Here is a 25,400-nt window from a genome sequence, read left to right on the forward strand (position 1 = left end):
GGCCATCACGCGTGATGAAGGACGCCGAGTCCGGCACCTGCGCGGCGCTCGTACTCGCGGAAGCCTGCGGTGTAGCGCAGTGCCGCCTCGCGCGGATAAGGCAGGTCGATCCTGATCCGGTCGGAGACGCGGCCCGGCCGCGCGCTGAAGACCAGGACCTCGTCGGCGAGATAGACCGCCTCGGAGATCGAATGCGTCACGAACATCACCGTCGCGCCGGTCAGGCGCCGGATGTCGAGCAGCAATTCGTGCATCTCCATGCGGGTGAGCTCGTCGAGGGCACCAAAGGGCTCGTCCATCAGGATGAGCGAAGGCGAGTGGATCAGCGCACGGCAGAGCGCGACACGCTGCTTCATGCCGCCGGAGAGTTCGTGCGGGCGGCTCTTCAGGAACTTGCCGAGCCCGACATGTTCCAGGAGTTCGACGGCGCGCGCCCTCGCGGCAGCGTCGAGCCGCCCCTTGATCTCCATCGGAAACAGCACGTTCGAGAGCACCGTGCGCCAGGGCAGCAGGTTCGGGCTCTGGAAGACGAAGCCGAAATCGTCCTGCGGCTCGGTGACCTCACGGCCTCGGATGACGATGCTGCCACCACTCGGCTTGGTCAGCCCGGCCACCATCCGCAGCAAGGTGGTCTTGCCGCAGCCGCTGGGGCCGAGCAGGGCGACGAGCTCGCCCTTCCGGAGCTCGTAGTCGACATCGGAGAGCGCTACCATGGCGCCCTCCTGCTTGCCGAAGACCTTACGGACACCGGTGAAGCGGCCATAGATCTCGCCCGCTTCCAGGGGCGCGCCCTGCGGTTCTACGATGGCTGGGATCACGGAAGAACCGGCGTCGCGGGGAGCAGGGTCGCGTCGTAGACATCGCCAGCGGCCAGCTTGGCGCCTGGAAGGGTCTGGAGGATGAGCGATACGGAGGAGGCCATCGCCTCGGGGTCGATCGCGCCGAGCCCTTTCTTGGCGGTGACGTCAGTCTTGACCAGCTCGCTCACGATCTCGATCTCTTCTAGGACGACGTCCTTCTCCAGACCCTTGTTGAGCTTGACGACGATATCGGCCGCTTCTTCCGGCTTGGCGATCGTGTCCTTCCAGCCCTTCAACGAGGCCGCGATGAAGGCCTTGATCAGGTCGGGCTTCGACTTGATGAGGTCATCGCGCACGACGATGCCGTTCGAGTAGAGCACCAGCCCGTCATTGGCGAGGAGATAGGTGCGGGCATTCGACGAGCCGACCGCCTTGGCGACGCCAGGGCGTGTCATCACGAAGGTCTCGATCGACGGGATCTTCTTGGCAGCGAGCATGCCGACACGGGCGGACGGGTCGATATTGGTGAACTTGGCTGGCGTCGTGATGCCCTTCTGCGCCATGAAGGCTTCGATGACCTTCTGGGTGAAGCTACCGGCGCCACTGCCGATCTCGAGCCCGGCGAGCTGGTCGGCCGAGCGGACATTGGCGCCGTCGCGCAGCGAGAAGATCGCATAGGGCGCCTTCTGGTAGATGACCGAGACCATCCTGGCGGTCGAGCCGCCATTGGCCCGCGCAGCGACGACGCCGGCGACGTCGGAGAAGGCGATCTGCGCGGTTCCGGCCTCGATCGCCTGGATTGCCTGTGCCGTTCCCTGGCCGGCGATGATGCTGACGTCGAGCCCGGCCTGCTTATAATAGCCCTTGTCCAGCGCGACGAACCAGGCGGCGTGACGGCCGAGCGCGCGGAAATCGAGCGAGAAAGTGATCGGCGTCTGCGCCTGAGCCGGGGCGCTGGCAAGGCCGAGCGCAGCGGCGAACGCCCCCGCAAGGCTGGCGATGGCGGTCTTCCTCATCCAGTGCATCGGCATTCCCCTCTTCCAGCGAGCATTAGCCCTTGGTCTGGAAGATGTCCGATCCACTGATATTTCTCAAGAGATATCTTTTGCACTTCACTCAACGGCGATGCCGGCCCTGGCGATGACCTCGCTCCAGATTCTGCGATCGCGCTCGATACGCCCCGCGAGCTCCGCCGAGCCTGCCGCGGTGACCGTGACGCCGGCAGCTGCGAGCTTGGCGGAGGTTGCAGGCTGCATCAGGACACCGGTCACAGCTTGCTCGAGCCGAGCCAGCAGTTCGGGCGGTGTCGCCTTCGGCGCGAGCACGGCGAACCAGGCCGAGGTGTCGAAGCCGGGGATTGTCGCCTCCGCCACGGTCGGCACGTCAGGCAGCAGGGGCGAGCGGTCGGCCGAGGTCACGGCAAGGGCCCTGAGCTGGCCGCCGCGAATATGTTCGAGCACCGTGGGCAGGTTGTCGAACATCAGGTCGACCTGCCCGCCGACGAGGTCAGTCACCGCCTGGGCGCTGCCCTTGTAGGGGACGTGGACGAGAGAGATGCCGGTAGCGAGCCGGAACATCTCGGCGTTCATCTGGCCGTTCGAGCCGACCCCCTGCGAGGCATAGGTGAGGCCGCCCGGTTTCGCCTTGGCGAGCGCGATCAGCTCGGCGAGGTCGCGCGGCGGCAACCTGGGATTGACGACGACGACATTGGGGACCTGCCCGGTGACGCTGACGGGAACGAGATCGCGCTCCACGTCATAGGACAGCTTCTTGTAGAGTAGCGGGTTGAGCGTCAGCGCGCTCGACGCGACGGCGAGCAGGGTATGCCCGTCGGGAGCTGATCTCGCCACAGCCGAAACCCCGATCGAACCGTTCGCGCCAGGCCGATTCTCGATCAGCACCGGCTGCTTCCAGAGCTCGCTCAGCCCCTCGCCGAGCACGCGGGCGATGATGTCGCTGGTGCCGCCCGCCATATAGGGCGAGACGATCGTCACGGGACGATTGGAAAGCCCCTGGGCTCGCGCGGCCGTTGTCACGAGCGGCGCGAGGAGCGGCAGGGCGAGGAAGCTCCTGCGCTCGATCATGGCGCGGGAGGCGTTACAGCGGCTGGGGACTTCAGCTCGACGAGCACGTTGCGATACTGCCAGGAGCTGACGTTCTCGAGCTCATGCGGAACACCGGGCATCCGCCAGAGGCAGGCGCCGGGCTTCTCGTCTGTCGCGACCTCGCGTCCATCATCGAAGCGCATGATGTTCTTGCCGTCGGTCAGCGGCACGATCAGATATGGCAATTCGTGAACATGGCGCGACTGAATCTGGCCGGGGTCGAGCTCGACGAGCCATACCCTGACATGCTCGTTCTCCAGGATGATCCTGTCGCCGATCGTCCCGATGCCACTGGTTTTCACGTCGGATTCCTCCATCTCAGCCGGCGCGTACAAGAGCCCGTCGGCACAATGGAGTTATAAAATCTCTTGTGAAATATTTGCAACGTGATTGCCGGATAACGGAGGCGGGCATCGCCGCCTAACTCCGCGAAAGCTCGACGACTGCGTCAAGACAGAGCGCGTACGACCAGACCCCCATTGTCTCCGCGCCGATCGGGATGTCCCTCGACGTCGCAAGATCGCGCGTGCGGTCGCCGGCGGCCAGCGTCTTCCGAACGGCGGCCTCCACCGCCGAGGCCGAAGCCGAGCCGAGCCGAGCTGCAGTATCGTCGCGACCGAGAGAATTGAAACGATCGGATTGGCGATGTCCTTGCCGGCGATGTCAGGAGCGCAGCTGTGCACAGGCTCGCGTAGAGGCCGGAGAGGAGGCAGGATCAGCCAAATGGGTCGGCCGAAAAGCTGTGTACGGCGCCATCAGATTCGGCCACCTGTTCGCATTCTAGATCGATCGACAGCAGCCGCCCTGGGGAAGTCGTCAGGCGCGCGCGTAAAGAACCTGCCATTTGCATAACAGTGCGATTTTTTGGTCGAACGAAGCGATCCGGAAAAGTCGAGGACCGATGCCGGAGGCCGACCTGCAACGTCCGGATGCTAGTCGGATCTCAAGGTCTGTTCCTGGCGCTTGTCATGCGTTGTCGAGTTGGAGCGCAAAACGGTTCCTCACCTCGGCCAACACGCCTAGGAAGTCGCGGACGAGCTGTGGCCGCGGGCGCCCTGGCGGAAAGATCAGATGCTTGCGGAAATGCAAGGCGGGCTCGAAGCGCAATACCTTGAATTCTGACCGGTCGAGCCCAGCGATGGCAGCAGGGTTGACCAGACCGATCCCCGCACCTTCTGATGCGAGCGCGCAAACGGTGACGGAGTATTCGACGTCGACGACAACGCGCGGCTTCGCCTGCGCGGCGGCCAAGGCATCATGGAGGCTGCGCACCAGACGTTCGTCGAAGTCGAGCTGCAGGAATGGCTGATCGTGCAGATCCTCCGGCCGGATCATCGCCCGCCCCGCGAGAGGATGGTCGCGTGGAACGACCGCGACCATCCGGTAGTCGGAGAAATGCTGATGCTCGATGCCAGCGAGGTCGACCTCCTCCGAGCATAGCCCGACGTCGAATTGCCCGGATGCCACGAGATCCCTGACCTGACTGGATGATTGCACCTGCAAGGTCACGTTGATCCTTGGGAACTCCCTTTGAAACAGGGCCAGGGCCTTGGGCACCAGCCGGGCTCCAAGCGAATGCAGGCTCGCGATCTTGAGTGCGCCGGCGCCGAAATCGCGAATGCGGGCGGCGGCGGCCTCCAGTTTCGCCATTGCAAGGAAGTGGCTGTCCACCTCGCGAAAGAACATCCGTCCCTCGAAGGTCGGGACCATGCGGCCGCGAATCCTGTCGAACAGGGCGAAGCTGAGCTCGCGTTCCAGCTCAGCGATGCAGCGGCTGATCGCCGGCTGGGTCACGCCCAACAGATCAGCCGCGCGCGAGGCGCTGCCGCTGGTCATGACAGCGGCGAAAGCTTCAATCTGCCGATGCTGCACAGCTATCAGTTTTCGTTATCAAGTTGGCGCAAGTGGATATTGGACGCATAGCGTTGTGCTGCCTAGCCTCAGCCAAACAAATATGGGGAGGCCGATGATCGCAGATTTCCTCAAGACGACGGCGCTCGCAGCCGGGCTGCTGTGGTTGTCGATTCCATCGGCTGCGGCCGGACCGCATATCGATGCGCTGAAGCAGCGCGGGGTGCTCAAATGTGGCACCTCCGAGGGCACTCCCGGTATCACCATGCCGGATCGCGAGGGCAAGTGGACCGGCATCTATGCCGATCTCTGCCGGGCCATAGCGGCGGCCGTGCTGGGCGATGCGAGCAAGGTCGATTTCGTGCCGACCACCACGGTCACGCGCTTCACCGCCTTGCAGAGCGGCGAGATCGATGTGCTCTCGCGAACGGCGACCGTGACTTTGACCCGCGAGGCTCAGCTCGGCCTGCGCTTCGCGCCCATCTGGTTCTATGATGGCCAGGCGATCATCGTCGCACGCAAGCTCGGCGTCACCAGCGCAAAGCAGCTCAGTGGCGCCACAATCTGCGTCCAGCAGGGCAGCACCTCCGAGCTCAACCTCTCCGAATATTTCCGCACGAATGGCATGACCTTCTCGCCGGTAACGGTCGCGACGCTCGATGCGGTCGAGGACGCCTTCTTCTCCGGCCGCTGCGACGCCTACAGCAACGACTCGACGCCGCTCATCGGCATGCGGCTCAAGGCCGAGCGGCCCGATGACTACGTCCTGCTCCCGGAACGCCTGTCGAAGGAGCCGACCGCACTCGCGATCCGCAAGGGCGACGAGCAGTTCTACGACGTCGTCCGCTGGGCGGTCCTCGCGCTGATGGAGGCCGAGGAGATGGGTGTCACCTCCGCCAATGCAGCCGAGCTCGCGGCAAAGGGCCCGCCGCCGGTCAAGCGTCTGCTCGGCAGCGAGCCGGGCCTTGGCAAGGCGCTGGGCCTCGACGAGCGCTGGGTCGCCCGGATGATCGCGGCGGTGGGCAATTATGGCGAGATCTTCGAACGAAATCTCGGCAAAGGCTCCCGCATCGGCCTCGAGCGCGGCCAGAACGATCTCTGGACGCGCGGCGGCCAGATCTATGCCTTGCCGTTGCGCTGAGGGGAGGATGGGCGATTTTGCCGATCGCCGGCCAGCTACGACGCCCAGCCCTGCAGGCCAAACGGCCCTGCCTTCCTGGGTCGGCGCGTCTTCCTCGCTGGCCACCTCTCTGATCTCGATGTTCGACGGAGAGCGGCAGCCGCTCTATCCGCAAACTGCACCGTTCGTCGCCCATGTCGATAGCGTCTGCGACGAGCCGTTCCACTATCCATACGAGGTCGGCTACGCCTATGAGCGGCTTCCCGGCGATTTGTTCACGTCAGGCTTCGGCAGCGGTCTCGAACGCTGGGCGCCATTGCTGCCGCCGCTCCTGCCGGGCCTGTCCTGTGGCGAAGGCGCGACGCCGCTGGTTCCGGCTCCAAGGGCAGCCGCCTGGGCCGGTTTGCCCGAGCTCTTCATCAAGAACGAGAGCGCCAATCCAAGTTGGAGTCACAAGGATCGTCTGAGCCTGTGCACCGTCAGCGCCGCCGCGGCGGCGGGGGCAACAGGTACGGTGATTTCGTCGTCGGGCAACCATGGCGCTTCGGCCGCGGCCTATTCTGCCCGAGCCGGGCTGCGCTGCATCGTGCTTTGCGACGACCGCGTGTCGGAGGCACATGCACAGCAAATGCGCGCCCATGGCGCCGCAGTTGTCGCGATGCCGCGCGCAGCGCGGTGGCCGCTCCTCGATGTTCTTTCGTCCCGGTCCGGCTGGTATCTGATCGGCAACACGGCGCCGACCCATACCGGCCACCCGTTCGGTCCAGAGGGCTACAAGACCATCGCCTACGAAATATTCCTGGAGCTTGGACGGGTGCCGGCTGCAGTGTCCGTGCCGACGAGCTACGGCGAGCTGTTGTTCGGGATCGGCAAGGGTTTTTCCGAACTCAAGGCACTGGGCCTGGCGAAGGAGGAGCCCGTCTTGATCGCTGCCGAACCCGAGGGCTCGGATGCCCTCGGCCGGTTATACGCCAGCGGCTCGTCCAGCACCCTGAAACCAACCGAAACCATTGCTCACGGTATCGGCTCTGCCCGCGGCGGTTTCCGCGGAATAACCGCACTGCGTCGGTCGAGGGGGCTCGCCGTTGCGGTTCATGATCGGAGTATTGCCGATGCCCAGGCTGCTCTCGCGCTCGACGGTCTATGGAGCGAGCCGGCTTCGGCCGCGGGCCTGGCAGCATTGCGCATCGCTGCCAAGAAGGCGCTGCTGTCGCCCGGTCCTCTTGTGCACATCTCCACGTCAACGGGGCTGAAGGCGCCCCATCATGCGGCTGGTGAGATTCCACACCTCGCTCACGCCGATTGGGACCAACTGCGCAGAGCCCTGGCTGCCAGCTACAACCTGTTTCTCGACTGATCCAACCACGGCCAGGCGGGAGTAAGGACAGGCATAAGTCGCAATTGCTTGCGGCCAGCCAAATAAAGCGCTGTTGCGGAGGCAAACGTCTGCTTTCGGGCGGGTGCCCGATGTCCGCTTTGCGCCACAACCAGACGTTCGATCCTTGCCTGGAAGCGGACATTCTGTGCGCCTGACGGGACCGACGTTGGCCCGCAACCGTCAAGTCTGCGTTACGCGAAGTGGAGCCTTCGAACCCCAGCGATGTGAGGCTGCGATGGGCTGACTCCACTTCAGGATGCGTCGCGCGTGGTCTCGGCACTGCGCGAGGTCCAGCCGCCAGCTGCCCTCCGATGATCTCGGTCAACAGGCTGCCGCAGCTCGCCGACCGCGTGGCGCCGGGACCTGACGTTGGCATGCTGCCCGAGACCGGACATTGGCACCAGCCGATCCGGATGAGCTTCAGTTCAAAAAACCGACAAGCGATGTGGGCTTCCCACGGCCAAATCGGCTGAAGCAGTCACGGTGCCTTTGGCAACCGCAGGCCCGGCGCGAGGCTGCCGACCTGCTTGAGATCGGCGATGAAGCGCCTGGTTTCGCTCTCTTTCGCCCCCTCGTCCGACAGGCGCAGCAGATAGGAGGGATGGCCGGTCGCCAGCAGCGGCGTACCGTCCGGCAAGGCGAGTTCACGCCCGCGCGCTGCCGTCAGCGGGCCGGCGTGGCCGGTCAGCGCCTTGAGCGCGGTCGCTCCCAGCGCCACCACTAGCTGTGGCTTGACGAAGCCGAGCTCGAGGCCGAGCCAGAAGCGGCAGGCCTTGACCTCGCCGGCGTTCGGCTTCTCGTGAATGCGCCTTTTGCCGCGCAACTGGAATTTGAAGTGCTTCACCGCATTGGTGACATAGGCTTTGGCGCGGTCGAGCCCGGCATCGGCCATCGCGCGGTCGAAGACCTTGCCGGCCGGACCAACGAAAGGCTTGCCGGCGAGATCCTCCTGGTCGCCGGGCTGCTCGCCGACGAAGATCACCGGTGCGCTGCGCGGCCCCTCGCCGAAGACCGTCTGCGTAGCGTCGCACCAGAGATCGCAGCGCCGGCAGGAACGCGCGGCGGCGGCGGCCTCCTCCCAGCTTTCTATCGCAGAAAGATCGGAAGTGGCCGGGTCGGGGGTAACGGCCGCGGCCCATCGCTTCTGCGATGAGGTCGGAGCGCTCATGATCATCTCCTGCGTTCGCCGTGCGGCATCGGCGATCAGGGGGGGAATCAGCTCGGCCTCGGGCAGGTTCCGCCAGTATTTCACCGGCATCTCCGCCTTCATCGCCTTCGGCTTCAGCCGGGCCGGATTGAAGATGCTGGCATAATAGGTCCGCCACCACTCCTCCATCGCGTCGCTGGTCGGCGCTTGTGCGCGCGTCGCGGCCTCGCCGAGCTTGAGCTCGCGCCCGCCCCAAAGCAGCGTTCCCCTCGGGGTCAGGATCGTCCAGCGCATCGTGGTGAAGCGCTCGACGAAGAAGGGCGCGACCTTCTCCAGGATGTAGTGCTCGGGTTCGAACCAGGCGACGAAAGCTTCGCCGCCCTCCCCGTCATCGACCTCGCGGAAGCGCACGAAGGCGGTCATCTTGTGCATGTCGCGCCGGACCGAGCGTGCCAGCGCCTCGGCGCGGTGAACATCGTGGTCGGAGGCGATCTGGAGCAGTTCGCGCTCCTCCTGCAGGCGCCAGAGCAGGCGATAGAGCAGGTCGAAGCGTGCAGGATCGCTGTGGCAGATCACCTCCTGCGCCAAGGCGATGAAGGCGCGCGGCACGCTCAAGGCCCTGCCCTCGCCGCCCTCGACCACGTCCTCGCCGAACAGGCCGATATCGTGGTCGCCGACGCGCCAGTCGATCGCCGACGGCGCCACCAGCGCCTGTGCGAAGCGTCGGGCGAAGCCGCGCCAGCCCTCGAAGTCGGCGGGATGGGACAGACGCGCGACAAACATCAGAGCAGCGCCAGTTGCTGCGGCTTCGGCGCCAGCTGTGCCTTCAGCCTCTCGCCATCGAGCGCCGCACCCGGCCGCCAGTCGGCAGTGACGATGAACTGCCGGAGCACGCGCAGGGAGCGCACCAGCCGCCCGACATCCTCCAGCCGCAGCCGCCGGAAGCGGCGCATCGCGAGGATGCGATCGACGCTGCGCGTGCCGAGCCCGGGAATGCGCAGCAAGAGCTCGCGCTCGGCGCGGTTGACGTCGACCGGGAAGCGGCCGCGATGGCGCAGGGCCCAGGCGAGTTTGGGCTCGACCGAAAGGTCGAGCATGCCGCCGGGCGCCGCATCCATGATCTCATCGACCTCGAAGCCGTAGAACCGCGTCAGCCAGTCGGCCTGGTAGAGCCGGTGCTCGCGCATCAGCGGCGGCTCGGACAGCGGCAATTGCTTCGAGGAATCGGGGATCGGGCTGAAGGCGGAGTAGTAGACGCGGCGCAGGCCATAGGCGCCGTAGAGCTGGGCGCTGCGCTGCAGGATGGTGGCGTCGCTGGCATCGTCGGCGCCGACGATCATCTGCGTGCTCTGCCCGGCCGGCGAGAAGGCCGGTGCCCGCCTGGAGCGTTCACGCTCAGCCGCGGCCTCGTCGATCCTGAGCTTGAGCCCGCCCATGGCGCTGCGGATGTCGAGCGGCTGCTTGTCCGGTGCAAAACGCTTGAGCGAGGCCTCGCTCGGCAATTCGACATTGATCGAGACCCGGTCGGCGAACAGCGCGGCGCGGTCGATCAGCTCCTGGCTCGCGCTCGGGATCAGCTTGAGATGGATGTAGCCGCGGAAGTCATGCTCCAGCCGCAGGCTCTCGGCGACGCGCACCAGTTCGCCCATCGTGTAGTCGGGCGAGCGGATGATGCCGGAGGAGAGGAACAGGCCCTCGATATAGTTGCGCTTGTAGAAGTTCAACGTCAGCGCCACGACCTCCTCGACCGAGAAGCGCGCGCGCCGGACATTGCTTGAACTGCGGTTGATGCAGAAGACGCAGTCGTAGGAGCAGAAATTGGTCAGCAGGACTTTCAGCAGCGAGATGCAGCGCCCGTCCGGCGCATAGGAATGGCAGATGCCCGAGCCGGTGGTCGAGCCGACGCCCTTGCCGCCGACCGAATTCCGTTCGGCCGTCCCGCTCGATGCGCAGGAGGCGTCGTACTTCGCGGCATCGCTGAGAATCTCCAGCTTCTGAAGCGTGGTGAGCTGTGCCAAGCTCGTCTCCCTGTTCATGATATGTTCTATCTTGAACCAAACGCCTCCCGCCCGCCAGAGGTTCCAACTTGCAGGATCGTCGCAGTTGGCGATGGGGCGTTTTCAAACCCGAGAGAGTGAGGCAGTCAGTCGGCGGCAAGAAGCGCCCGCGCCGAGACGCTAAGCCGCCCGCTCCAGGATAACGAGGCAGCCAATCAGGCTTGGGCTCCAGAGCGGATTCATGCCGGGCAGAGCGTCTTCATGAATCATGGGCTCGGTGGCTGACAGGATGCCCCCAGCGGATCTCGAGATGAGTGCCGGAAGCGAGAAGATCCCGCTTCCGGCGTTTGAACATCACGCCGCCTGCCGGTTGATCATGCTCGTTGCGAGCTTGGTCAACTTCGCATCCGTCGCAGCTTCTTCATCGAGATTCTGCTTGAGGAGAGACGCGCAATCCTCGCGACCGAGCAGCTTGGCCCAGGCGACCAAGGTGCCGTACCGGGTGATCTCGTAGTGCTCGACCGCCTGGGCGGCAGCGATCAGCGCTGCATCGAGCACCTGCTTGTCGTCGACATCGGAGGCGATATCGCTCGCTTCCGACAAAATTCCATCGATCGCCGGACAGGTGACGGCCTTCTCCTCAGCGCCGTGCTGTTTGAAGACCTGCTTCAACCGGGCGATATGCCCGTCGGTCTGCTGAAGATGTGATTGAAAGCCCTGCTTCAGCTCCGGGCTCGTCGCCTTGTCGACCATGTCGGGAAGCGACTTCTTGATCTGGTGCTCGGCGTAGTAGATATCCTGGAGCGTATGGACGAACAGATCATCCATGGTCTTGATATCTTTGGTGAACCATCCCATCGGGGAGCCTCCTCGTGCGGTGACCCCCAGCCGTAGATTTCAGAAACAGGATCGAGACTGCTAGGTTCCAGACAATCGCAGCGGCGGTCCCTATGCCGCGACGGGAAGCACGCGGCCGTGTACCGCCAGGTGCCTATCGCTGCGGTTCATGACCACCAATACGACCGACACGCCATCCTCGCGTTCGAGCACCAGCCGGTGGCAGAACTGGCTGTCGTCGCACTCTCTTGTGTCGAAGAGCAGGTAGCCGGCCCGGCGGTCGTCATAGTCGCCCGCGAATTGGTACAGAACATCGATCCTGCGCCCATCGCGCAGGTTAAGCCGGCCTGAGCCAGTGAGCATTGTGTCTCTCCGCTTGGCGGCGTCAAAACGCGCCGCACGCGGTCATTTCCAGAAGCGGTATGGAGACAACGGCGGGAAGATTAGGTGTCTTTCCAAGCCGCTTGTCCATGTCAAATGACAGGATGCCACCAGCAAGCCTGCGGCTGCTGTCTTCGTCCGGCGCGGGTGGAAATGCATAGGGAAGATCGCCGCGGCCGCTGCTGGCAAGGATCGCCCCGGCAATGTCGTCAACCTGTTCGATGCCCTGAAGAAGGGACTGCAGGCGGACAAGCGGCTGCGGCAAAGCGGGACAGGGCTGACCTCCTTTGGAAGGTCAGCCCTGATGGCCGTTCCCCTGTGCCCGGCCAGACTGTGCGAACCGCCGGTACATCCGCGGCGAGGTCCAGACATGAGCTGACCGGCTGATACAGCCTGACGCGAGCTTAGCGAGCTAATCACGCCCAACCAGTGGCGATTGCGGTTCGCCATGACACCCTTTCGGGTAAGCCATCCATTTTCCGGTCAGCCCAGGCGGCCCCATTTCTGAGCATGGTCGCTCGCTTGGCTCCAGACGAGATCGGGCTCGGCTTCGCGCAGCCACCGTAGGAGCAACGGCACGTCTGCTGATGCCGTTGACGTTGAAGGTGGCCAACTTCACCACCAGATTCCCACTGAACGCGAGCGGCTCTCTAGGATCAGTTGCTGCTTGTGCGCTCGCGGCGGCGGCCGACGAGAAAGCGATCGATCGACCGACGAATGAGATCATGATCGTCAGCGGCGAAATGGATATTGCTCGCCACGATCCCATAGAGACTCGCTCTCGCAAGGTCAGGATCAACGGTGGCGCGGCATCGCGACTGAAGTGCCGTCCAGGCGCCGTCGACGGCAGCATGGACACGCGCGATGTCCACCGGGTCGATCAGCACCGAGAATGGATCGGGTTCGCAAGAAGCGAAGTCATCTACAGGCAAGGCTTGTCTCTCGGGCTGATCAATCACCGGCTGAAAACGCCTCGCGATGCGTCAGGTTCCTCGTCACTCAGACAAATTGCCCCGCCGGCACGACCCGGCGGGGCAAGATCAGGCAATCCAAGGTTAGATGATGGGCCGGTACGGCTCACCGCGCTCGTCGAACCGCGACCAGCCCTCGTTCCTGTAGTCCATCAGGCGAGCATCGCGATCGATCGGCATGGCGCCGTCCATGATGGCCTCGGCCGCCGGCGCCTGGTCCTCGTGAGCCTTCACCGAAACGACACTCCCGCCACGCCGGAACGTGGCTGCAGCGATTGAGCGATAGCGCGACGCACTAATGGCCGTCGAGATTCAGGGTTGCCGTATAGATGTCAGCACCAGCGGCATCCCTTACGACGACCGCCAGTTCCATGTGGTCGCCATTGGGGAGCTTTTCGCGATTGATTCCAGCGAGAAGCTCCTTCGCAGCATTTTTGGCAGCTTGGTCGTTGGGCAAATCGGTGCCCTCGTCGTCCAATTCGACGTGCTGGCCGTCGCGCGTGTGAAAGAAATACCGGGGCATGCCTGTCAAATGCGGCTCGCCGTCCGGTGTTCCCACGCAAACTCACTTTTTGGAGCGGACTTCCCGCAAATGCAGATAGTCGGGATCGAAATCCGCCAGCTTGCACAGGCCTGCCCAATCAAGAATCGTCAGCCTGTTCGACCGAAGGCGCACCAGCCCGGCTTCCCTGATCTCTCGCAGCTTCTTGTTCATGTGAACGGTGGAGAGTCCAAGTGCATCGGCGATTTCCGGCTGCGTCAGTGGCAGCTCGCAGGTCTTGCCGTCGGAAAGGCCGATCGCCGTCATCTTGGTGATGAACTCGCAGAACAGGTGAGCGATTCGGCTCGGCGCCGAGCGCCGGCCGATTCCAACCATCCACTCGCGGTAGATAGCGGCCTCCACGAGCGTCTCGCGCCAGAATGCTTCGGCGATCCGGTAATAGGAGCGGGTCAGGGACCGAACAGCCTCGTGAGGAATGAACCCGACGATGGCAGGCGTGAGCGTTCCCAGATTGTGATCCATCTGCTCGATGAGGAGGGAATGGATATCGGGGATGTCGCCCGGCAGGTGCAGGGACAGGATCTGGCGCTGCCCGTCGCCCACGATCTTGTAGCGGCAAACCAGACCTTCAGCGACGAGGCAGCATTGCTTCGTGCGCTCCCCCTCGCTGACGATGTCGTGCCCGCTCTCGAACTGCTTGAGGATCAGCGGCAGCCGGAGCAGCTGGTCTCGCTCCTCCGACTGCAGGGGCGAACTCGTCTCGAGCTTCCGAACGAGCCCGTGAAGATAATGGTCCTTGTCCATCAGTTCTCAATCTTGTGCATCCGGATCCACAATATCAGCCATCGCGTCCTTTTTTTGCCTGCGGCAGCATCGTCATCAGAGGATGAAGGACCGCCGGGCGCTCGCCATCGATGCGCCGTCAATATCCCAGCTTTTCATCGAATGTGATGGATGCCAGCGTACCGATAGGCCGGGTCTGATATTCCAAGCGCGAGCCGAGGCTTTTCGACATCGCAGCGATGATCTTGCTGCCGAGTCCGCTCCCCTTTGCCGTCCCGTCACCGGTCCAGCCGATGCCATCGTCCGCGACGCTGAGCACGATCTGATTGGACGACGTCCGCGAAACGCTGACGCGAACCTCGCCCTCTCCAATCGGATAGGCGTATTTCAGGGCATTGGTGACCAGCTCCGTCGCGATCATGCCGACGGAGACGGCGCGATCGGTCTTGATCGAGACAGGTTCGGCGTCGAGCTTGACGATGGGCGTCCTGCCTGAGGCCGTGATCGAATTGCCCAATTCGCCGACGAGTGTTTCCAGATAGGCTGCGAGATCGACCTGCTGGACATCCGTCGAGGTATAGAGACTGCGATGCAGGTTCGCGATGGCCGTGATACGCGCCTGGGTCTCTGCCAGAGCCGCCTTCGCCCCTGTGTCCTTGACCGCGCCAGCCTGCATCCGGACCAGCGAACCGACGAGCGCCAGGCTGTTGGCGACGCGGTGGTTGACCTCCGCCAACAGCATCTCGGCCCGATCCTTGGCCTGGCGGACCTGCTGCTCGGCTTCTTCCTTAGCTCGCATCAACCGGGCGCGTTCGACAGCCTGCTCGAGTGCGGCCACCAGCAGCACCTCGAAATCATCGCCGATTGCCTTCACGACATAGTCGACAGCACCAGCCTTGAGCGCCTGGACCGCGATGGAAAGCTCGGTAGAAGCGGTGACGTAGACGACTGGGGGCGCTTGTTCGCGCGCTTTCAGATCCTCAAGGACGACGAGGCCTGAGGTCGTGCCAAGGTCGTGGTCGAGAATAACTACGTCGATATCGCCCCCCTCCAGACGAGCGAGCCCCTCCTCGGCGGTCGTCTCGTGATCGACCTGGTAGCCGCGGCGACCAAGAATCCGCTGAACGAGCCGCCCCAAGGCGGCGTCGTCATCAATGTATAAAGCCTTGATTGTGCGGTTGGGCATTACCGCGTCGCCGCCGATCGGATCATTCGGTTTCCGGAACCTGCATCACCGAGAAGAACAATCCCAGCTGCTTGATAGCGTTGGCAAAGCCCTCGTAGTCGACGGGCTTCGTGATGTAGACGTTCGCACCGAGATCGTAGCAGCGTTGGATCTCGCGGCTGTCGTCGGTCGTCGTCAGAACGATGACTGGTGAGCGGCGGGTATGTTGATTGGCCTTGACCCTCTCCAGGATGTCGACGCCAGCCATGTCGGGCAGGTTCAGGTCGAGCAGGATGAGCAACTGCCGGCGGGAGCTGGCCTCACCCGTCCCGTCTGCACCGAACAGGAACGCCAGCGCGTCCGTGCCGTTCTGGAACGGGATGATCTCGTTGTTCACCCCTGCTCGGCGGATGTTCTTCTCGATGAGACGGGCATGGCCCTCGTCATCCTCGATCATCACGATTGAAACCGGCTTTCCATTGCTCACGTGGAGGCACTCCGTTGAACCGCGCTGAGGTCAGGCGGCAACAAGATCGAGAAGGTCGTACCAGCGTCCAGTTCGGAGCTGACGGTAATGTCGCCGCCGAGATTGCGGACGATGGTCCGGACATGCGCCAGACCGATGCCTTCGCCCGGCTTGTCTTGCGTTCCGGATCGACGAAAGAGCTCGAAAATCCGTTCGTGGTCGGTCAGGGCGATGCCTCGGCCGTTGTCTTGGACCTCGATGACTACCCAACCGGACTTCTCCCGCTTCGCGCGCATCACAACCTTGAGCTCGCGCTTCGGCGACCGGTACTTGATCGCATTGTCCAGGAGGTTCCCGAGCACCTGCTCCATCGACAGACGGTCGCTTCGGATCTTGAGCGGCGGACAGTCGACAGTGATGCCGTCGCCGTTCTCGCTTGCCTGATGATGTACAGCCGCTGCCGCCGCTTCGAGCGCGGATGGGAGATCGATCGCTTCGGCGCGCAGGACCCTTTTTCCCTCGCGCGAAATCTTCAGGATGGCGTTTATCAGGCCATCCATCTTGCGCGTCGAGGACCGGATGAAGCCGATCGCTTCCGGCAGGTCCGCGTCGACCGCCGTGCGGGCCTCTTCCAGCACCGCCGGGGCAGCCGTTTCGCCGGCATCGAAATAGGCCTTGATCGGCGCCGCAGTCGCTTCGAGCTCGCTCGTGAAGCCCATGATGTTCACGAGCGGCGCCCGCAGGTCATGGGTCACGATATAGGCGAAGCGCTGGATTTCCTCGTTGGCTCGGGTGAGCGCTTCGGTGCGTTGTTGCACGCGCTCTTCCAGCCCGGTGTTGAGGGCGGCGACCTCGGTCCGGGCCAGGATGATCTCGCGTGTGTATTGCGCGATCGTCCAGAAGGCCGCTGCCGCGAAGAGACCGATGACCAGAGCACCGAGCACGATGGTCCAGCGCAACCGTGCCGATGCAGTTTCCTGGCCGGCGATCGCCTGCTGCAACCGTTGCTCGGATTGCGCGATGATCTTGCCGAGACCGGCGCGAACCTCGTCCATCAGATTGCGGCCAGAGCCTTGCCGGACTGCAGCGATTGCATCATCCCAGGCGCCGCGCTCCGCCAGGGCGACGGTCTGCGCCAATTCGGCCAGCTTACCTCGCAATGCGCTCTCCAAACGCGCCACCTCGGCTTGAGCCAGCTCAGCCGCTCCTGCCGATGCCTTCAGACGTTGCAGCGTCGGCTCGAACTTGGCGACAGCATCGCTGTAGGGGCCGAGATAGGCGGCATCGCGCGACAGCAAGAAGCCGCGCTGGCCAGTCTCCGCGTCCTGCGCGAGCGACAGAAGATCTGCCGTCGCGCTGCGTGTCTCGCGGACGGCGACCACCTCGTCGAACTGGCGTTCTGAAACCCAAGTCAACCAGAAGGCCGCGATGACAATGACCAACAGGGCAATCGCCCCACCTGCGAGCAGCAGGAGATTCGATCTGAGAAACTGCGTGGGAGAAATAGGCATCAACAGGTCTCTGCGGGCCGGCCTCCATGGCTGCACGGCGAGAGCGACGCAATAGCAAATGACAGGGTTCTGAAAATTTAAAGCGCTCCCCGGATGGTTGCCCTCCAAGGCGAGGGCAGCCATGCTCGCGATCCCAACAAGGAGGCAGGGATGGCGACCGGCACGGTGAAATGGTTCAACACCACGAAAGGCTTCGGCTTCATTCAGCCGGACGGCGGCGGTCAGGACGTGTTCGTCCATATCAGCGCGGTGCAGCGCGCCGGCCTTCGGGAGCTGCACGACGGCCAGAAGATTTCCTACGAGGTCGTGGCCGACAAGCGCTCGGGCAAGTCGTCGGCGGAAAATCTCAAAGCGGAATAGACAAGTTCTGCGGCTTGCGCCTACCCGGCCAGCCGGCCGGTTGGGCGCAAGCCGCAGTGAAGGGAACAACAAGCCTCCGCTCCGGTTGCAACGCAAACGGAGGAAGCGCCATGGCCAAGCAACCGGAAGCCCTCGCCACCTTTGCGGCCAGCGCCAGGAACGCTGGCAAGAAGCCGAAGGATATCGGCCTCGAAGCGACGCCTGAGACCCAGGCTATCCCGACCGACCCCAAAAAGAAGAATGATGCCGCTCGCAAGGTGCTGCGGGAAGGCGTGCTCCACAAGGATCAGGGGGCTGACGAAGCGATCGACGCGCTGCCGGATCGGACGCGAACGAAGAAGCGCTGACGACGCATCACGTTTGAAGCGCCGTCAGATCCGAGCCTTGCGGCGGCTGCCGCGACCAGCCGAGGTCGAAGGTGCCTTCCGCGCTGGTGAGCGTCGGCGTTTGGGCGTGACGTCCTTGGCGCGGCGCGCTCGCGTTTCGAGGTTGAGACGATAGAGGCCGTACCCGATCGCTCCAGCGACGAGGAGCGGGGCCGGTAGCCTTGCCGCAAGCAGCGTCAATGGAACGGTCATTCCCTCGGGAATGTCTCCGCGCTCGGCATCGCGCGCGATCCAGGCTGTCGCGACGCTGTTGAGTATGGCTTTGATCATGTCTCGCGCTCGGCTTTGTTGCAGTGAAGACAGGCAGCCGTTCAGTCGAGCCTCACATTGGCTGTCTTGTCCGCATAGTCCTGCTTGGGATCGGAACCGAACAACAACTGGATGCCTGCGATCAGGCTCCATTCATTCTCCCAGATCTCCGCCTGTTGCGGATCGAAGCGCAGCAAGGCGAGCTTGGGGTCATCCTTCCCCTGCTCGTACCACGCCGCAACGAAGCGGTTCCAAAGCCGTTCGATGACCGCCCGATCATTGTCGAGCACCAGGGTGCCGTTGATCCTGGCGAAGAGGTCATGCCCCTTGTCGGCGAACGACATGAACGCGTTTGCGCTTCCGGTCAGCGCCTTTACCAGCTCGGTATCCATTGCGGAGAAGATCCAGAGCGGCCCGCGGTCGGCATCGCCGTCGAGCTGGACCGTCATCGGCCGCATCAGATTGTCGCCCGCTCGTTCTAATCCGAGCATGACGGTCATGTCGGAGCGAAGCGCCTTCCAGAGTTTGGCCTCAAGCTCGTTCGGTGTCGGCATGACGGGCTCCCATGGTGCGTTTCGCGGACAACCCGTGAGCAGAGACCGAAGTTCCGTAGCCGCGACCGAGCCCGCAAAACGCGGAAATCGATGGTTGAAGGGAGAACCCGTCAGCACCTGCCGCGTTGTCTTCCTGCAGCCGGGAGGACGCGATGAGCCATCATTCTTCGGAGCTGATCAATCGCGCGCTTCCGATCAGCCACCGGGCGCCCCCGAGCGGCAAGGCGCTGAAGGAACGCCTTCTGCTGCAAATGAACGAAGAGAGGATACTGGAAGCGCTCGCAGGCCTATCGGGCCGCAATGCCGCGTCCATCGCCTGGCTCCTCGAGCAAGACATGATCATACCCGGCGGCCTTCTCAGGGCCGCGATCGAGCTGGACCGGGAGCTTCAGACGTCGCGTCGCCCTGAGAAGAGCATCCCGATCGGATTCGAGGTCGCCAGCTCGGCAGAGCAACGGGGCAAGCCACAGGCCTGAACGCGCCTCTAGAGCCCATCACGCCAATGCTCCAGCATCGGCCCTTGCCGGCCTGACAGGGGATCGCTCGCTGGCCGGCCCAGCCGGCTGATGGCCGCCCGGATTTCCGCGGTGGGAGCATCCCGCACAATATCGCCGCTCTGCCCCGGAGGGTACGCACCCACCACAAGGAAATCGCTGCTGGCGCTGAGCCGACAATGTCCCGTCCCGGCTGGCAGCAACACAACGTCCCCGGCACGGACCCCGAGTTTTCTGCCGCCCTCTCCGCCCAGGACCAGCTCGGCGGAGCCCCCGGCAATCCCGAGCAGTTCGTGGCCCTTCGCGTGATAGTGATGGAAATCGTAGATGCCGTTGCGCCAGGCCGGCGGCCAGCCATTTTCTTCGAAGCGCCTCTCCATGGCGGTGGCGAAGTCGGACTGGTCAGCTGCGAACGCCTGCCGGTAGACGAGCGCGGGAAAGCGCGGATTGTTCGGGATTGGCCCGCGCTCATCGAACGGTAGGACGAGTATCGTCATCGCGGTGCTTTCCGGTAACCCGGATCGAGGCCCGCTCGACCTCGATCCGCGTTGGCTTCGGCTCAGCGCGGGCCCCACAAGGCGGTGAGATCGAGTTCCTCGTCGCGGTGCTTGCCGCCGAGCTGTGCCGCCATCCAGGCTGCTGCGGCTCCCACCAACAGCGCGGCGGCGGTCAGGAAGGCTGAGAGAACGCCGACCTTTCGGGCTCGCTCGGCCGCCTGCTTGGCGGTTTCCTTCGCTTGGCTGAGCCGTGCAAAGGCATCGTCGATCTGCTTCTCAGCCTCAGGCTGGGCGATGTTCATCCGCGCTGCCATCCTGCTCGCGACGTAGGAGCGATCCGTCTGATCGAGCTGACCACTGGCGAGACTTCGAACCAGGATGCGCGAGGCCTCGTCGCGCTCGGCCTGCGTCACCGGCGCAGTCCCGGTCGAGCGGGTCACCGCATCTGCGGCGATGGCCAACGGGTCCGGCTGCTGGCTGAGAGCCGCACCGGCGGCGCTCGTGACCGCGGCCGCGCCGGTGGCCGCCGTCCTGACCAGGCCTGCAACCGACGATGCGGCGAGGCCCGCGATGAGCAGCGCCCCGACGGCCCAGACGACGAGGCCGTGCGAACCATCGCGCACATGGCGCTCGTGCTGGCTGGTATCGGCGGCGGGGCGCCGCATACGGCCGGCGAGATAGCCGCCGGCGGCCGAGGCCGTCACGCTCACCCACAGCGCCCACAGGGCGCCGGCGATGGCAAGCGCGGTAAGGCCAGTCGATCGCGACGGTTCGAACGAGACGAGCGAGAGCCCGATCGCCGAGCCGAACGTGGTGAGCAGCGTGGTGATAGCGGCCGAGAGCGCCGCACCACCGAATACTGCACCCCACTCGAGATAGGAGCCGGATTGCTGGGCCGGCTGGCTAGGAGCAACGACGACGACGTCAGTGGTTTCGCTTGCCATGGCACGCTCCTATCGCAGACCGAAGAAGGAAAGGATCGCCATGACCACGACCACAAGGCCGACCAGATAGATGATGTCGTCCATGAAAATTCTCCGGGTGGCGCGCGCGTGGCGGGACTGCCGGGAGAACTGCGGAAAAGACAGGGGGTTCCCGTAGGTTGTCTGGTTCGTGCACGAGGACGGGCTGACCTAGAAACATGGCTGTCGAGGCGCCACGAGCGGTGTCACGTCTCACTTCGCGCTCAAGCGGCGTCGGCCGAAGGTAAACTCGTCACATGCTGCTCAATCATAGGTAGAAATCACGTCGTGGCGCGAGCTGCGACTGCGGCGCGGATCATATCTTCAAGATCAGGACCGTTGATTGCGATATCGCCCTCGGGCGTATGTACATGCACATCTGGCAAGGGCTCGTCCTTGCGGTTGTCGGCGAGCGCCAGCAGGCATTCACGAAGATTATCGAATTGCTGTGCCGGTGTATCGGACATCCAGAATTGGGCCGTACACGCGCTGCCACCGTGATGCTTGAGCACGTCGAAAGCGACATCAGTGGTCATGAAGCGAGCTCCAGGGAACGCGGTAGGATTTGAACGCCGGTCATCCACCAGCGTTCCACATTAGCTGAGCGCTTCAGCTGCTGGGCGCGCGGAACTTGTCTCCAATGATCGGAGTAGTTGGTGCGCCTCCAAGGAGCGTGGCGCAAATGGCGAACATGTTTTTTGAACTTTCGATGCTTGCATTCGAAGCGCAGCAGGCGATGTGGCTCCGCGCTCTGAAGCTTTCGGCCGGCGGCGCCGCCGGCGACCGTGAAGCCGAGCGGATGGTAACCGAGAAGGTGGCGGCCGCTCAGCAGGCAGCGACAAAGATGATGCTCGGTGCAGCGCCGGTCACCATCATCCGCGGTTACCGGCGTAAGGTGCGAGCCAATGTTCGTCGCCTCTCAAGGAAAACCGTCAGGCCGAGAACGCGCTAATCCGTCCCCAATTCGGGGGGCCGAGACCGACGAGCTCGCCAATCTTCGCCTCGTACTCATCCGCAAGAGCACTCAGCGTCTCGTTCAGCTCATAGTCGCCCGTTGCGTTCGAGAGGCGCCTGCACCTAGCCGCGGCAGTGTGCAAGAATGCTATTTTCTCGGCCACCGTCTCACCCGGAATATCGTAGTCGTCCACCGATGACGCTCCTGAGAGCGGGATGAATGCGAGCCGGCTCTGTGCGTTCCCGAGCCGATAAAACTGGGATCGGCTCGTTCCCTGAGGTGACCAAACATTCACCATAGCCCAGCGCCATCGCGCTCTCCGCCTTCTGATCCGGAACCGCGTCAAACGACACGACGTTGACCCGGTGGGCAGGGAGCATGAATTGTGGATCTGTTCATCGCGGTCACAATGGGAATGGTCGCATCGGTCGCGATCGGGTGGGCGGCGTCAGACCGATGGCATCTGTAGGTCCAGCGTGCGAGCACTGCCTGTTGGCATCCGACCGGCCTGCGGGACGGTACTGCCGGGCATGCCTGGTCGGTTCGCCGACCTCCCGGCAAGCCCGCTGGATCCGGGGCGCCGCACAAGCGGTGACTGACCAAAATGCGGTGGTGACGCCTCGTTGAATTGGCCGGCCTGAACGGGATTACCGATCCAGACCGTTTCGCTGCATCGATAGCAACACGGCCAATCCTTCAGCCTTCCATGTGTATTGAATAGCGCAACCTGCAATGGATCTGGCAGCGCGGTCGATCATGATGGAGCCAAAGCCCGTATGCTTGGGACGGGCTCCTATCGCCGGACCTCCAACTTCACTCCAGAGGACGCGGACGGCCTGCTCATCACACTCGACCGTGATGGATATCGATCCCGTTGGTGACGACAATGCGCCGTACTTGACCGAATTGGTCGCCATCTCGTGGACGATGAGCGCTAAGCTGGTTGCCGTTTGCGGGCCGATCGACGCGTCGTCGCCTACAATGCTCACCCGGTCCGCCGCCCCATTCTGGTAGGGCGCGAAAAGGTCCGTCATGAGCTTCAGGATACCGCCGCCAGATCCGCTTTTGGGACGACCCACGAAAGAATGAGCGCGGTGGAGTGCCGCGAACCGTTCTTCGAGTCTCGCTGCGAACGGCCGGCTCTCCGGCTCGCTCCGCGCGGCCAGGCGCACGATGCTGTTCACCACCGCGAAGATGTTCGCGATGCGATGTCCAAGCTCACGCGCGATCAGTTCGGAACGCTCTTCAGCATGCTTCCTGGCAGTAACGTCGATATGAGCCCCGCGAAGCAACAGTGGCTCTCCGGATTCGCCGCGCTCTATCTCCGCCTTGGCAAGAATCCAGCGGGTCTGCCCGTCGCTTGGGCGGATGATGCGGTACTCGACTTCGTAGTCCGTGGAAGTGCCGCGGACAGTTTCGAGAAAATGCGACAGGACACGGTCCCGGTCATCGGGATGGATGCGCCGAACCCAATCCTCATGCGTCTCGTGCACCGCTTCTGGAGGAAGGCCGTGCACCGCAAGGTATTCGGGCGAGCGCGTGTTGCGGAACTGGCCACCGCGCAGATCTACGGTCAGGCCGCCGATCTGCCCGATCTTCTGGACACGAGCGAATTCCAGCTCACGTTCCGTCAGTCGCGCCTCGACCCCGGACGCCTCGCCTTCATTCATTCGAACGCCCTGCCAACCGATCTGGGCCCAAGGCAGCAAATCATGATCCATGAGTCAAACAGAGGAGCGGTTCGTGACCGGCAGGGGGCTCGCCGAGCGCGCCTCCTGGGCGCTGATCCGGCCCGAAAACCGGGCCCCGGCTTCGGCCTTACCGCATGGCAAAGTGGACAGCGAACCCAGCGATCCCGGCCAGCAGCAGGCCGACGACGAGCACGGCCAAGACCGGCACGCCCAGAAAGCCTTGGCGGGCCTCGACCGGCGTTTCGACGGCTGGATCGGCACTGGAGTGAGTATCCGGGTGCATAGGGGTCGCAGCCTCCCCACCCGGCGTCTCCTTCTGGCGTTCCGCGCGAGCGTTCGCGGCACGAATTTCGGAATCGTTTGGATTGGTCATTCTTAATCTCCGCGTTGGCGCGCCGGTCAGGTCCGCTGAAATGACAAGGCCCGCCGCTCGTGGAGAGCAGCGGGCCTTCGCCCGAGCCTTGGCTGGACAGCGCAGGCTCGCGCGTTCAGGCTCACCAGGTCTGGCGATTGTACCAGGTGTCGACGTCGGTCTTCACCTTGTCCTTCTCGATCCCATAACGCTCCTGGATCTTGCCTTCGAGTTGGTCGCGCTTGCCGGCGATGACGTCGAGATCGTCATCGGTCAGCTTGCCCCACTGCTCCTTGACCTTCCCCTTGAGCTGCTTCCAGTTCCCTTCGACGCGGTTCCAGTCCATCGCGGATCTCCTTCAAATGTCGGTGGGGATGTGGCCGAGAGATTACTTGCTCCAGCGGCCTTCGTATTTGAACTCAGGCGCGGCCTTCAGGGCGTCCTTGGTCGTGTCCATCGTCGCCGACCACTTCTTGTCGTTCTCGGAGTAGACGACGTTCACAGCGGACGGCGTCACCACGACATTGCGCTCGCCGATGCCGAGGAAACCGCCCACCGAGAGGATCAGGCCGGACAAGTTACCGTTCGAGACGACGAGATCCTTGATCTCGCCGACGGTCTCCTTGGCGTTGTTCTGGACGTTGAGACCGATCAGGTTGCTGCTCAGAACGTCGGTCGGCTGCGCTCTGACGTAAACCTCGCGCGTGGCAGTCGTCGCGGTCTGCGCCTGCGAAGCGGTCGCTCCAACGAACGACGTGGCAACGGCAAGAGCGACGATCAAATTGCGCATCATGTATTCTCCAAAACCGGATGACCCAGCCGCCGGATCAACGTCGCCCCATGACGGTTGTTCCGTGTCAGTTCGGACCTGCGACAAGGCATACACGGAGCGGCGATCGGCTATCCGGTGAGCTGCGTGCGGAGTCGAGATAGCCTGCCATCACAACGGCTTACGCGGCATGCGCCGCGGCGGGAGCCACCACCTCTTCCGTGATGACCTCGAACCGTTGCAGGATGTGCGGACCGAAGGTGTGGATCATCGGAATGTCGGCGGCATCCCGGCCGCGCGCAACGAGCACACGCCCGATCCGGGGCACGTTGTGACGAGCATCGAAGGTGTACCAGCGTCCGCCGAGATAGGCTTCGAACCAGGCGTTGTAGTCCATCGGAGCAGGATCGGGCGGCACGCCGATGTCGCCGAGGAAGCCGTTGCAATACCGCGCCGGGATGTTCATGCAACGGCAGAGGGCGATGGCGAGATGGGTGAAGTCGCGGCAGACGCCGACGCGCTCGTTCATCGCCTGCATCGCGGTCCGCGTGTCGCGCGCGAACTGATAGTCGAACCGGATCTGCGCGTTGACGAAGTTGCAGATCTGCTGGACGCGGTTCCAGCCGGGCGCGAAATTTCCAAACAGGCTCCAGGCAGCGCCCGAGAGCTCGTCGACCTCGCAATACCTGCTGGACAAGGTGTATTCGAGGACGTCGGGCGGCAGGTCCGCCGGCCAGATCTCCTGAGCGGCCTTGTCCCATTGATCGGGCACGCCGGAGTCGCTGACGACGGCATCATGCGAGAAGACCGCGCCGCCAGCCGGCACCGCGAGCCGCCTGCAGCGATTGCCGAACCCGTCCGTATAGTCCGATGCGATGATGGGAGCGCCGGTGCCCAACGCCGTGATACTGTGACCACGTCCCTGAACAAGATCGACGTCCCGGCTTGGGTGAGGGTCTAGCAAAAGGATAGCAGGCGTAGGCTGGGCGGTGACGATTTCGATGCGATAGCCGACGCGAATGTCCATTGCGCTTTCCCCGGGGATGATGAAAGCGCAACATCCGGCGAATGATTGAGTTCCTGCCCGGCATGCTGAAGATTGAGGCAACAAGGCCGC

The 25,400-nt window shown here is 63.7% G+C and carries 33 protein-coding genes; 6 read left to right on the plus strand and 27 right to left on the minus strand.

Going from position 1 to position 25,400, the window contains the following annotated elements; all coding sequences use genetic code 11:
* Positions 1-5: 5 nt before the first annotated feature.
* The 6 genes from AC3WLC_RS24110 to AC3WLC_RS24135 form a co-directional block, all read right to left on the minus strand.
* Positions 6-818, minus strand: coding sequence for an ABC transporter ATP-binding protein (locus AC3WLC_RS24110; RefSeq protein WP_493686447.1), 813 nt, complete (start codon positions 816-818; stop codon positions 6-8).
* The gene (locus AC3WLC_RS24115; RefSeq protein WP_493686448.1) at positions 815-1,825 is read right to left on the minus strand and encodes an ABC transporter substrate-binding protein; all 1,011 of its coding nucleotides are present in this window, start codon (positions 1,823-1,825) and stop codon (positions 815-817) included. The genes AC3WLC_RS24110 and AC3WLC_RS24115 overlap by 4 nt, the downstream gene beginning before the upstream one ends.
* An 87-nt stretch (positions 1,826-1,912) precedes the next feature.
* Positions 1,913-2,884, minus strand: a complete 972-nt coding sequence (locus AC3WLC_RS24120; protein ID WP_493686449.1) for a Bug family tripartite tricarboxylate transporter substrate binding protein — start codon at positions 2,882-2,884, stop codon at positions 1,913-1,915.
* Entirely contained in the window at positions 2,881-3,207 is a 327-nt protein-coding gene (locus AC3WLC_RS24125; RefSeq protein ID WP_493686450.1) for an AraC family ligand binding domain-containing protein, read from the minus strand. The genes AC3WLC_RS24120 and AC3WLC_RS24125 overlap by 4 nt, the downstream gene beginning before the upstream one ends.
* 54 nt (positions 3,208-3,261) lie before the next feature.
* On the minus strand, positions 3,262-3,588 hold the full coding sequence (locus AC3WLC_RS24130; RefSeq protein ID WP_493686451.1) for a hypothetical protein: 327 nt from the start codon (positions 3,586-3,588) through the stop codon (positions 3,262-3,264).
* A 283-nt stretch (positions 3,589-3,871) separates the two neighbouring features.
* On the minus strand, positions 3,872-4,777 hold the full coding sequence (locus tag AC3WLC_RS24135; RefSeq protein ID WP_493686452.1) for a LysR family transcriptional regulator: 906 nt from the start codon (positions 4,775-4,777) through the stop codon (positions 3,872-3,874).
* 94 nt (positions 4,778-4,871) lie between these two features.
* On the opposite strand from AC3WLC_RS24135, the gene AC3WLC_RS24140 reads away from it, so the two are divergent.
* The gene (locus AC3WLC_RS24140; protein WP_493686453.1) at positions 4,872-5,897 is read left to right on the plus strand and encodes an amino acid ABC transporter substrate-binding protein; all 1,026 of its coding nucleotides are present in this window, start codon (positions 4,872-4,874) and stop codon (positions 5,895-5,897) included.
* Between the two features lie 7 nt (positions 5,898-5,904).
* Entirely contained in the window at positions 5,905-7,233 is a 1,329-nt protein-coding gene (locus AC3WLC_RS24145; RefSeq protein WP_493686454.1) for a threonine synthase, read from the plus strand.
* A 499-nt stretch (positions 7,234-7,732) separates the two neighbouring features.
* On the opposite strand, the gene AC3WLC_RS24150 is transcribed toward AC3WLC_RS24145, so the two are convergent.
* The 12 genes from AC3WLC_RS24150 to AC3WLC_RS24205 form a co-directional block, all read right to left on the minus strand.
* On the minus strand, positions 7,733-9,184 hold the full coding sequence (locus AC3WLC_RS24150) for a UdgX family uracil-DNA binding protein (RefSeq protein ID WP_493686455.1): 1,452 nt from the start codon (positions 9,182-9,184) through the stop codon (positions 7,733-7,735).
* On the minus strand, positions 9,184-10,437 hold the full coding sequence (locus AC3WLC_RS24155; protein ID WP_493686456.1) for a putative DNA modification/repair radical SAM protein: 1,254 nt from the start codon (positions 10,435-10,437) through the stop codon (positions 9,184-9,186). The genes AC3WLC_RS24150 and AC3WLC_RS24155 overlap by 1 nt, the downstream gene beginning before the upstream one ends.
* 315 nt (positions 10,438-10,752) lie before the next feature.
* Positions 10,753-11,256, minus strand: coding sequence for a YciE/YciF ferroxidase family protein (locus AC3WLC_RS24160; protein WP_493686457.1), 504 nt, complete (start codon positions 11,254-11,256; stop codon positions 10,753-10,755).
* A 90-nt stretch (positions 11,257-11,346) separates the two neighbouring features.
* The gene (locus tag AC3WLC_RS24165; RefSeq protein ID WP_493686458.1) at positions 11,347-11,598 is read right to left on the minus strand and encodes a hypothetical protein; all 252 of its coding nucleotides are present in this window, start codon (positions 11,596-11,598) and stop codon (positions 11,347-11,349) included.
* Between the two features lie 22 nt (positions 11,599-11,620).
* Positions 11,621-11,881 carry a hypothetical protein gene (locus AC3WLC_RS24170; protein WP_493686459.1) on the minus strand — a complete coding sequence of 87 codons (261 nt, stop codon included), beginning with the start codon at positions 11,879-11,881 and terminating at the stop codon, positions 11,621-11,623.
* A 391-nt stretch (positions 11,882-12,272) separates the two neighbouring features.
* Complete coding sequence (locus AC3WLC_RS24175; protein ID WP_493686460.1) at positions 12,273-12,575, minus strand: hypothetical protein; 303 nt, start codon at positions 12,573-12,575, stop codon at positions 12,273-12,275.
* Between the two features lie 96 nt (positions 12,576-12,671).
* The gene (locus AC3WLC_RS24180; RefSeq protein WP_493686461.1) at positions 12,672-12,821 is read right to left on the minus strand and encodes a hypothetical protein; all 150 of its coding nucleotides are present in this window, start codon (positions 12,819-12,821) and stop codon (positions 12,672-12,674) included.
* Positions 12,822-12,882: 61 nt separating this feature from the next.
* Positions 12,883-13,146 (minus strand): DUF6894 family protein, encoded by a 264-nt coding sequence (locus AC3WLC_RS24185; RefSeq protein WP_493686462.1) that lies wholly within the window; start codon positions 13,144-13,146, stop codon positions 12,883-12,885.
* Positions 13,147-13,152: 6 nt separating this feature from the next.
* The gene (locus AC3WLC_RS24190; RefSeq protein ID WP_493686463.1) at positions 13,153-13,893 is read right to left on the minus strand and encodes a Crp/Fnr family transcriptional regulator; all 741 of its coding nucleotides are present in this window, start codon (positions 13,891-13,893) and stop codon (positions 13,153-13,155) included.
* A 118-nt stretch (positions 13,894-14,011) separates the two neighbouring features.
* Positions 14,012-15,058, minus strand: coding sequence for a sensor histidine kinase (locus AC3WLC_RS24195; protein WP_493686464.1), 1,047 nt, complete (start codon positions 15,056-15,058; stop codon positions 14,012-14,014).
* Between the two features lie 22 nt (positions 15,059-15,080).
* Entirely contained in the window at positions 15,081-15,494 is a 414-nt protein-coding gene (locus tag AC3WLC_RS24200) for a response regulator (protein WP_476814027.1), read from the minus strand.
* A gap of 26 nt (positions 15,495-15,520) precedes the next feature.
* On the minus strand, positions 15,521-17,137 hold the full coding sequence (locus AC3WLC_RS24205; protein ID WP_493686465.1) for a sensor histidine kinase: 1,617 nt from the start codon (positions 17,135-17,137) through the stop codon (positions 15,521-15,523).
* Between the two features lie 27 nt (positions 17,138-17,164).
* Between AC3WLC_RS24205 and AC3WLC_RS24210 the strand changes: the two genes are divergently transcribed.
* Together AC3WLC_RS24210 and AC3WLC_RS24215 are read left to right on the plus strand one after the other, a co-directional pair.
* Positions 17,165-17,374 (plus strand): cold-shock protein, encoded by a 210-nt coding sequence (locus AC3WLC_RS24210; protein WP_091843677.1) that lies wholly within the window; start codon positions 17,165-17,167, stop codon positions 17,372-17,374.
* Between the two features lie 110 nt (positions 17,375-17,484).
* On the plus strand, positions 17,485-17,721 hold the full coding sequence (locus AC3WLC_RS24215; RefSeq protein ID WP_493686467.1) for a hypothetical protein: 237 nt from the start codon (positions 17,485-17,487) through the stop codon (positions 17,719-17,721).
* Between the two features lie 350 nt (positions 17,722-18,071).
* On the opposite strand, the gene AC3WLC_RS24220 is transcribed toward AC3WLC_RS24215, so the two are convergent.
* The gene (locus AC3WLC_RS24220; protein WP_493686468.1) at positions 18,072-18,563 is read right to left on the minus strand and encodes a pyridoxamine 5'-phosphate oxidase family protein; all 492 of its coding nucleotides are present in this window, start codon (positions 18,561-18,563) and stop codon (positions 18,072-18,074) included.
* A gap of 152 nt (positions 18,564-18,715) precedes the next feature.
* Here AC3WLC_RS24220 and AC3WLC_RS24225 point away from each other — a divergent pair, with 152 nt between their 5' ends.
* Entirely contained in the window at positions 18,716-19,039 is a 324-nt protein-coding gene (locus AC3WLC_RS24225) for a hypothetical protein (protein WP_493686469.1), read from the plus strand.
* A gap of 8 nt (positions 19,040-19,047) precedes the next feature.
* Here the strand turns inward: AC3WLC_RS24225 and AC3WLC_RS24230 are convergent, their stop codons facing one another.
* From AC3WLC_RS24230 to AC3WLC_RS24240, 3 genes are all read right to left on the minus strand, one after another.
* Positions 19,048-19,554, minus strand: coding sequence for a cupin (locus tag AC3WLC_RS24230; RefSeq protein WP_493686470.1), 507 nt, complete (start codon positions 19,552-19,554; stop codon positions 19,048-19,050).
* Between the two features lie 62 nt (positions 19,555-19,616).
* On the minus strand, positions 19,617-20,498 hold the full coding sequence (locus AC3WLC_RS24235) for a hypothetical protein (protein ID WP_493686471.1): 882 nt from the start codon (positions 20,496-20,498) through the stop codon (positions 19,617-19,619).
* A 299-nt stretch (positions 20,499-20,797) separates the two neighbouring features.
* Positions 20,798-21,052, minus strand: coding sequence for a hypothetical protein (locus tag AC3WLC_RS24240; RefSeq protein ID WP_493686472.1), 255 nt, complete (start codon positions 21,050-21,052; stop codon positions 20,798-20,800).
* 146 nt (positions 21,053-21,198) lie between these two features.
* Between AC3WLC_RS24240 and AC3WLC_RS24245 the strand changes: the two genes are divergently transcribed.
* Positions 21,199-21,468 (plus strand): hypothetical protein, encoded by a 270-nt coding sequence (locus AC3WLC_RS24245; RefSeq protein WP_493686473.1) that lies wholly within the window; start codon positions 21,199-21,201, stop codon positions 21,466-21,468.
* Between the two features lie 650 nt (positions 21,469-22,118).
* Here AC3WLC_RS24245 and AC3WLC_RS24250 read toward each other — a convergent pair.
* The 5 genes from AC3WLC_RS24250 to AC3WLC_RS24270 form a co-directional block, all read right to left on the minus strand.
* Entirely contained in the window at positions 22,119-23,192 is a 1,074-nt protein-coding gene (locus AC3WLC_RS24250) for a PAS domain-containing protein (protein WP_493686474.1), read from the minus strand.
* A 97-nt stretch (positions 23,193-23,289) separates the two neighbouring features.
* Positions 23,290-23,535 (minus strand): hypothetical protein, encoded by a 246-nt coding sequence (locus AC3WLC_RS24255; RefSeq protein WP_493686475.1) that lies wholly within the window; start codon positions 23,533-23,535, stop codon positions 23,290-23,292.
* A gap of 121 nt (positions 23,536-23,656) precedes the next feature.
* Complete coding sequence (locus AC3WLC_RS24260; RefSeq protein WP_061966307.1) at positions 23,657-23,860, minus strand: CsbD family protein; 204 nt, start codon at positions 23,858-23,860, stop codon at positions 23,657-23,659.
* 42 nt (positions 23,861-23,902) lie between these two features.
* Positions 23,903-24,304, minus strand: coding sequence for a PRC-barrel domain-containing protein (locus tag AC3WLC_RS24265; protein WP_493686650.1), 402 nt, complete (start codon positions 24,302-24,304; stop codon positions 23,903-23,905).
* A 160-nt stretch (positions 24,305-24,464) separates the two neighbouring features.
* Positions 24,465-25,394, minus strand: a complete 930-nt coding sequence (locus AC3WLC_RS24270; RefSeq protein WP_493686476.1) for a transglutaminase-like domain-containing protein — start codon at positions 25,392-25,394, stop codon at positions 24,465-24,467.
* Positions 25,395-25,400 lie beyond the last annotated feature (6 nt).

This window comes from Allobosea sp. GW821-FHT03A12, from assembly GCF_058986765.1.

Bases quoted from the DNA above. Each gene is read 5' to 3' on its own strand.
- AC3WLC_RS24225 (WP_493686469.1), top strand. From the start codon at position 18,716: ATGAGCCATCATTCTTCGGAGCTGATCAATCGCGCGCTTCCGATCAGC.
- AC3WLC_RS24230 (WP_493686470.1), bottom strand. From the start codon at position 19,554: ATGACGATACTCGTCCTACCGTTCGATGAGCGCGGGCCAATCCCGAAC.
- AC3WLC_RS24140 (WP_493686453.1), top strand. From the start codon at position 4,872: ATGATCGCAGATTTCCTCAAGACGACGGCGCTCGCAGCCGGGCTGCTG.
- AC3WLC_RS24210 (WP_091843677.1), top strand. From the start codon at position 17,165: ATGGCGACCGGCACGGTGAAATGGTTCAACACCACGAAAGGCTTCGGC.
- AC3WLC_RS24265 (WP_493686650.1), bottom strand. From the start codon at position 24,304: ATGCGCAATTTGATCGTCGCTCTTGCCGTTGCCACGTCGTTCGTTGGA.
- AC3WLC_RS24165 (WP_493686458.1), bottom strand. From the start codon at position 11,598: ATGCTCACTGGCTCAGGCCGGCTTAACCTGCGCGATGGGCGCAGGATC.
- AC3WLC_RS24250 (WP_493686474.1), bottom strand. From the start codon at position 23,192: ATGGATCATGATTTGCTGCCTTGGGCCCAGATCGGTTGGCAGGGCGTT.
- AC3WLC_RS24120 (WP_493686449.1), bottom strand. From the start codon at position 2,884: ATGATCGAGCGCAGGAGCTTCCTCGCCCTGCCGCTCCTCGCGCCGCTC.
- AC3WLC_RS24145 (WP_493686454.1), top strand. From the start codon at position 5,905: ATGGGCGATTTTGCCGATCGCCGGCCAGCTACGACGCCCAGCCCTGCA.
- AC3WLC_RS24200 (WP_476814027.1), bottom strand. From the start codon at position 15,494: ATGATCGAGGATGACGAGGGCCATGCCCGTCTCATCGAGAAGAACATC.
- AC3WLC_RS24255 (WP_493686475.1), bottom strand. From the start codon at position 23,535: ATGACCAATCCAAACGATTCCGAAATTCGTGCCGCGAACGCTCGCGCG.
- AC3WLC_RS24235 (WP_493686471.1), bottom strand. From the start codon at position 20,498: ATGGCAAGCGAAACCACTGACGTCGTCGTCGTTGCTCCTAGCCAGCCG.
- AC3WLC_RS24245 (WP_493686473.1), top strand. From the start codon at position 21,199: ATGGCGAACATGTTTTTTGAACTTTCGATGCTTGCATTCGAAGCGCAG.
- AC3WLC_RS24205 (WP_493686465.1), bottom strand. From the start codon at position 17,137: ATGGCTGCCCTCGCCTTGGAGGGCAACCATCCGGGGAGCGCTTTAAAT.
- AC3WLC_RS24240 (WP_493686472.1), bottom strand. From the start codon at position 21,052: ATGACCACTGATGTCGCTTTCGACGTGCTCAAGCATCACGGTGGCAGC.
- AC3WLC_RS24150 (WP_493686455.1), bottom strand. From the start codon at position 9,184: ATGTTTGTCGCGCGTCTGTCCCATCCCGCCGACTTCGAGGGCTGGCGC.
- AC3WLC_RS24215 (WP_493686467.1), top strand. From the start codon at position 17,485: ATGGCCAAGCAACCGGAAGCCCTCGCCACCTTTGCGGCCAGCGCCAGG.
- AC3WLC_RS24190 (WP_493686463.1), bottom strand. From the start codon at position 13,893: ATGGACAAGGACCATTATCTTCACGGGCTCGTTCGGAAGCTCGAGACG.
- AC3WLC_RS24260 (WP_061966307.1), bottom strand. From the start codon at position 23,860: ATGGACTGGAACCGCGTCGAAGGGAACTGGAAGCAGCTCAAGGGGAAG.
- AC3WLC_RS24195 (WP_493686464.1), bottom strand. From the start codon at position 15,058: ATGCCCAACCGCACAATCAAGGCTTTATACATTGATGACGACGCCGCC.
- AC3WLC_RS24160 (WP_493686457.1), bottom strand. From the start codon at position 11,256: ATGGGATGGTTCACCAAAGATATCAAGACCATGGATGATCTGTTCGTC.
- AC3WLC_RS24155 (WP_493686456.1), bottom strand. From the start codon at position 10,437: ATGAACAGGGAGACGAGCTTGGCACAGCTCACCACGCTTCAGAAGCTG.
- AC3WLC_RS24220 (WP_493686468.1), bottom strand. From the start codon at position 18,563: ATGCCGACACCGAACGAGCTTGAGGCCAAACTCTGGAAGGCGCTTCGC.
- AC3WLC_RS24115 (WP_493686448.1), bottom strand. From the start codon at position 1,825: ATGCACTGGATGAGGAAGACCGCCATCGCCAGCCTTGCGGGGGCGTTC.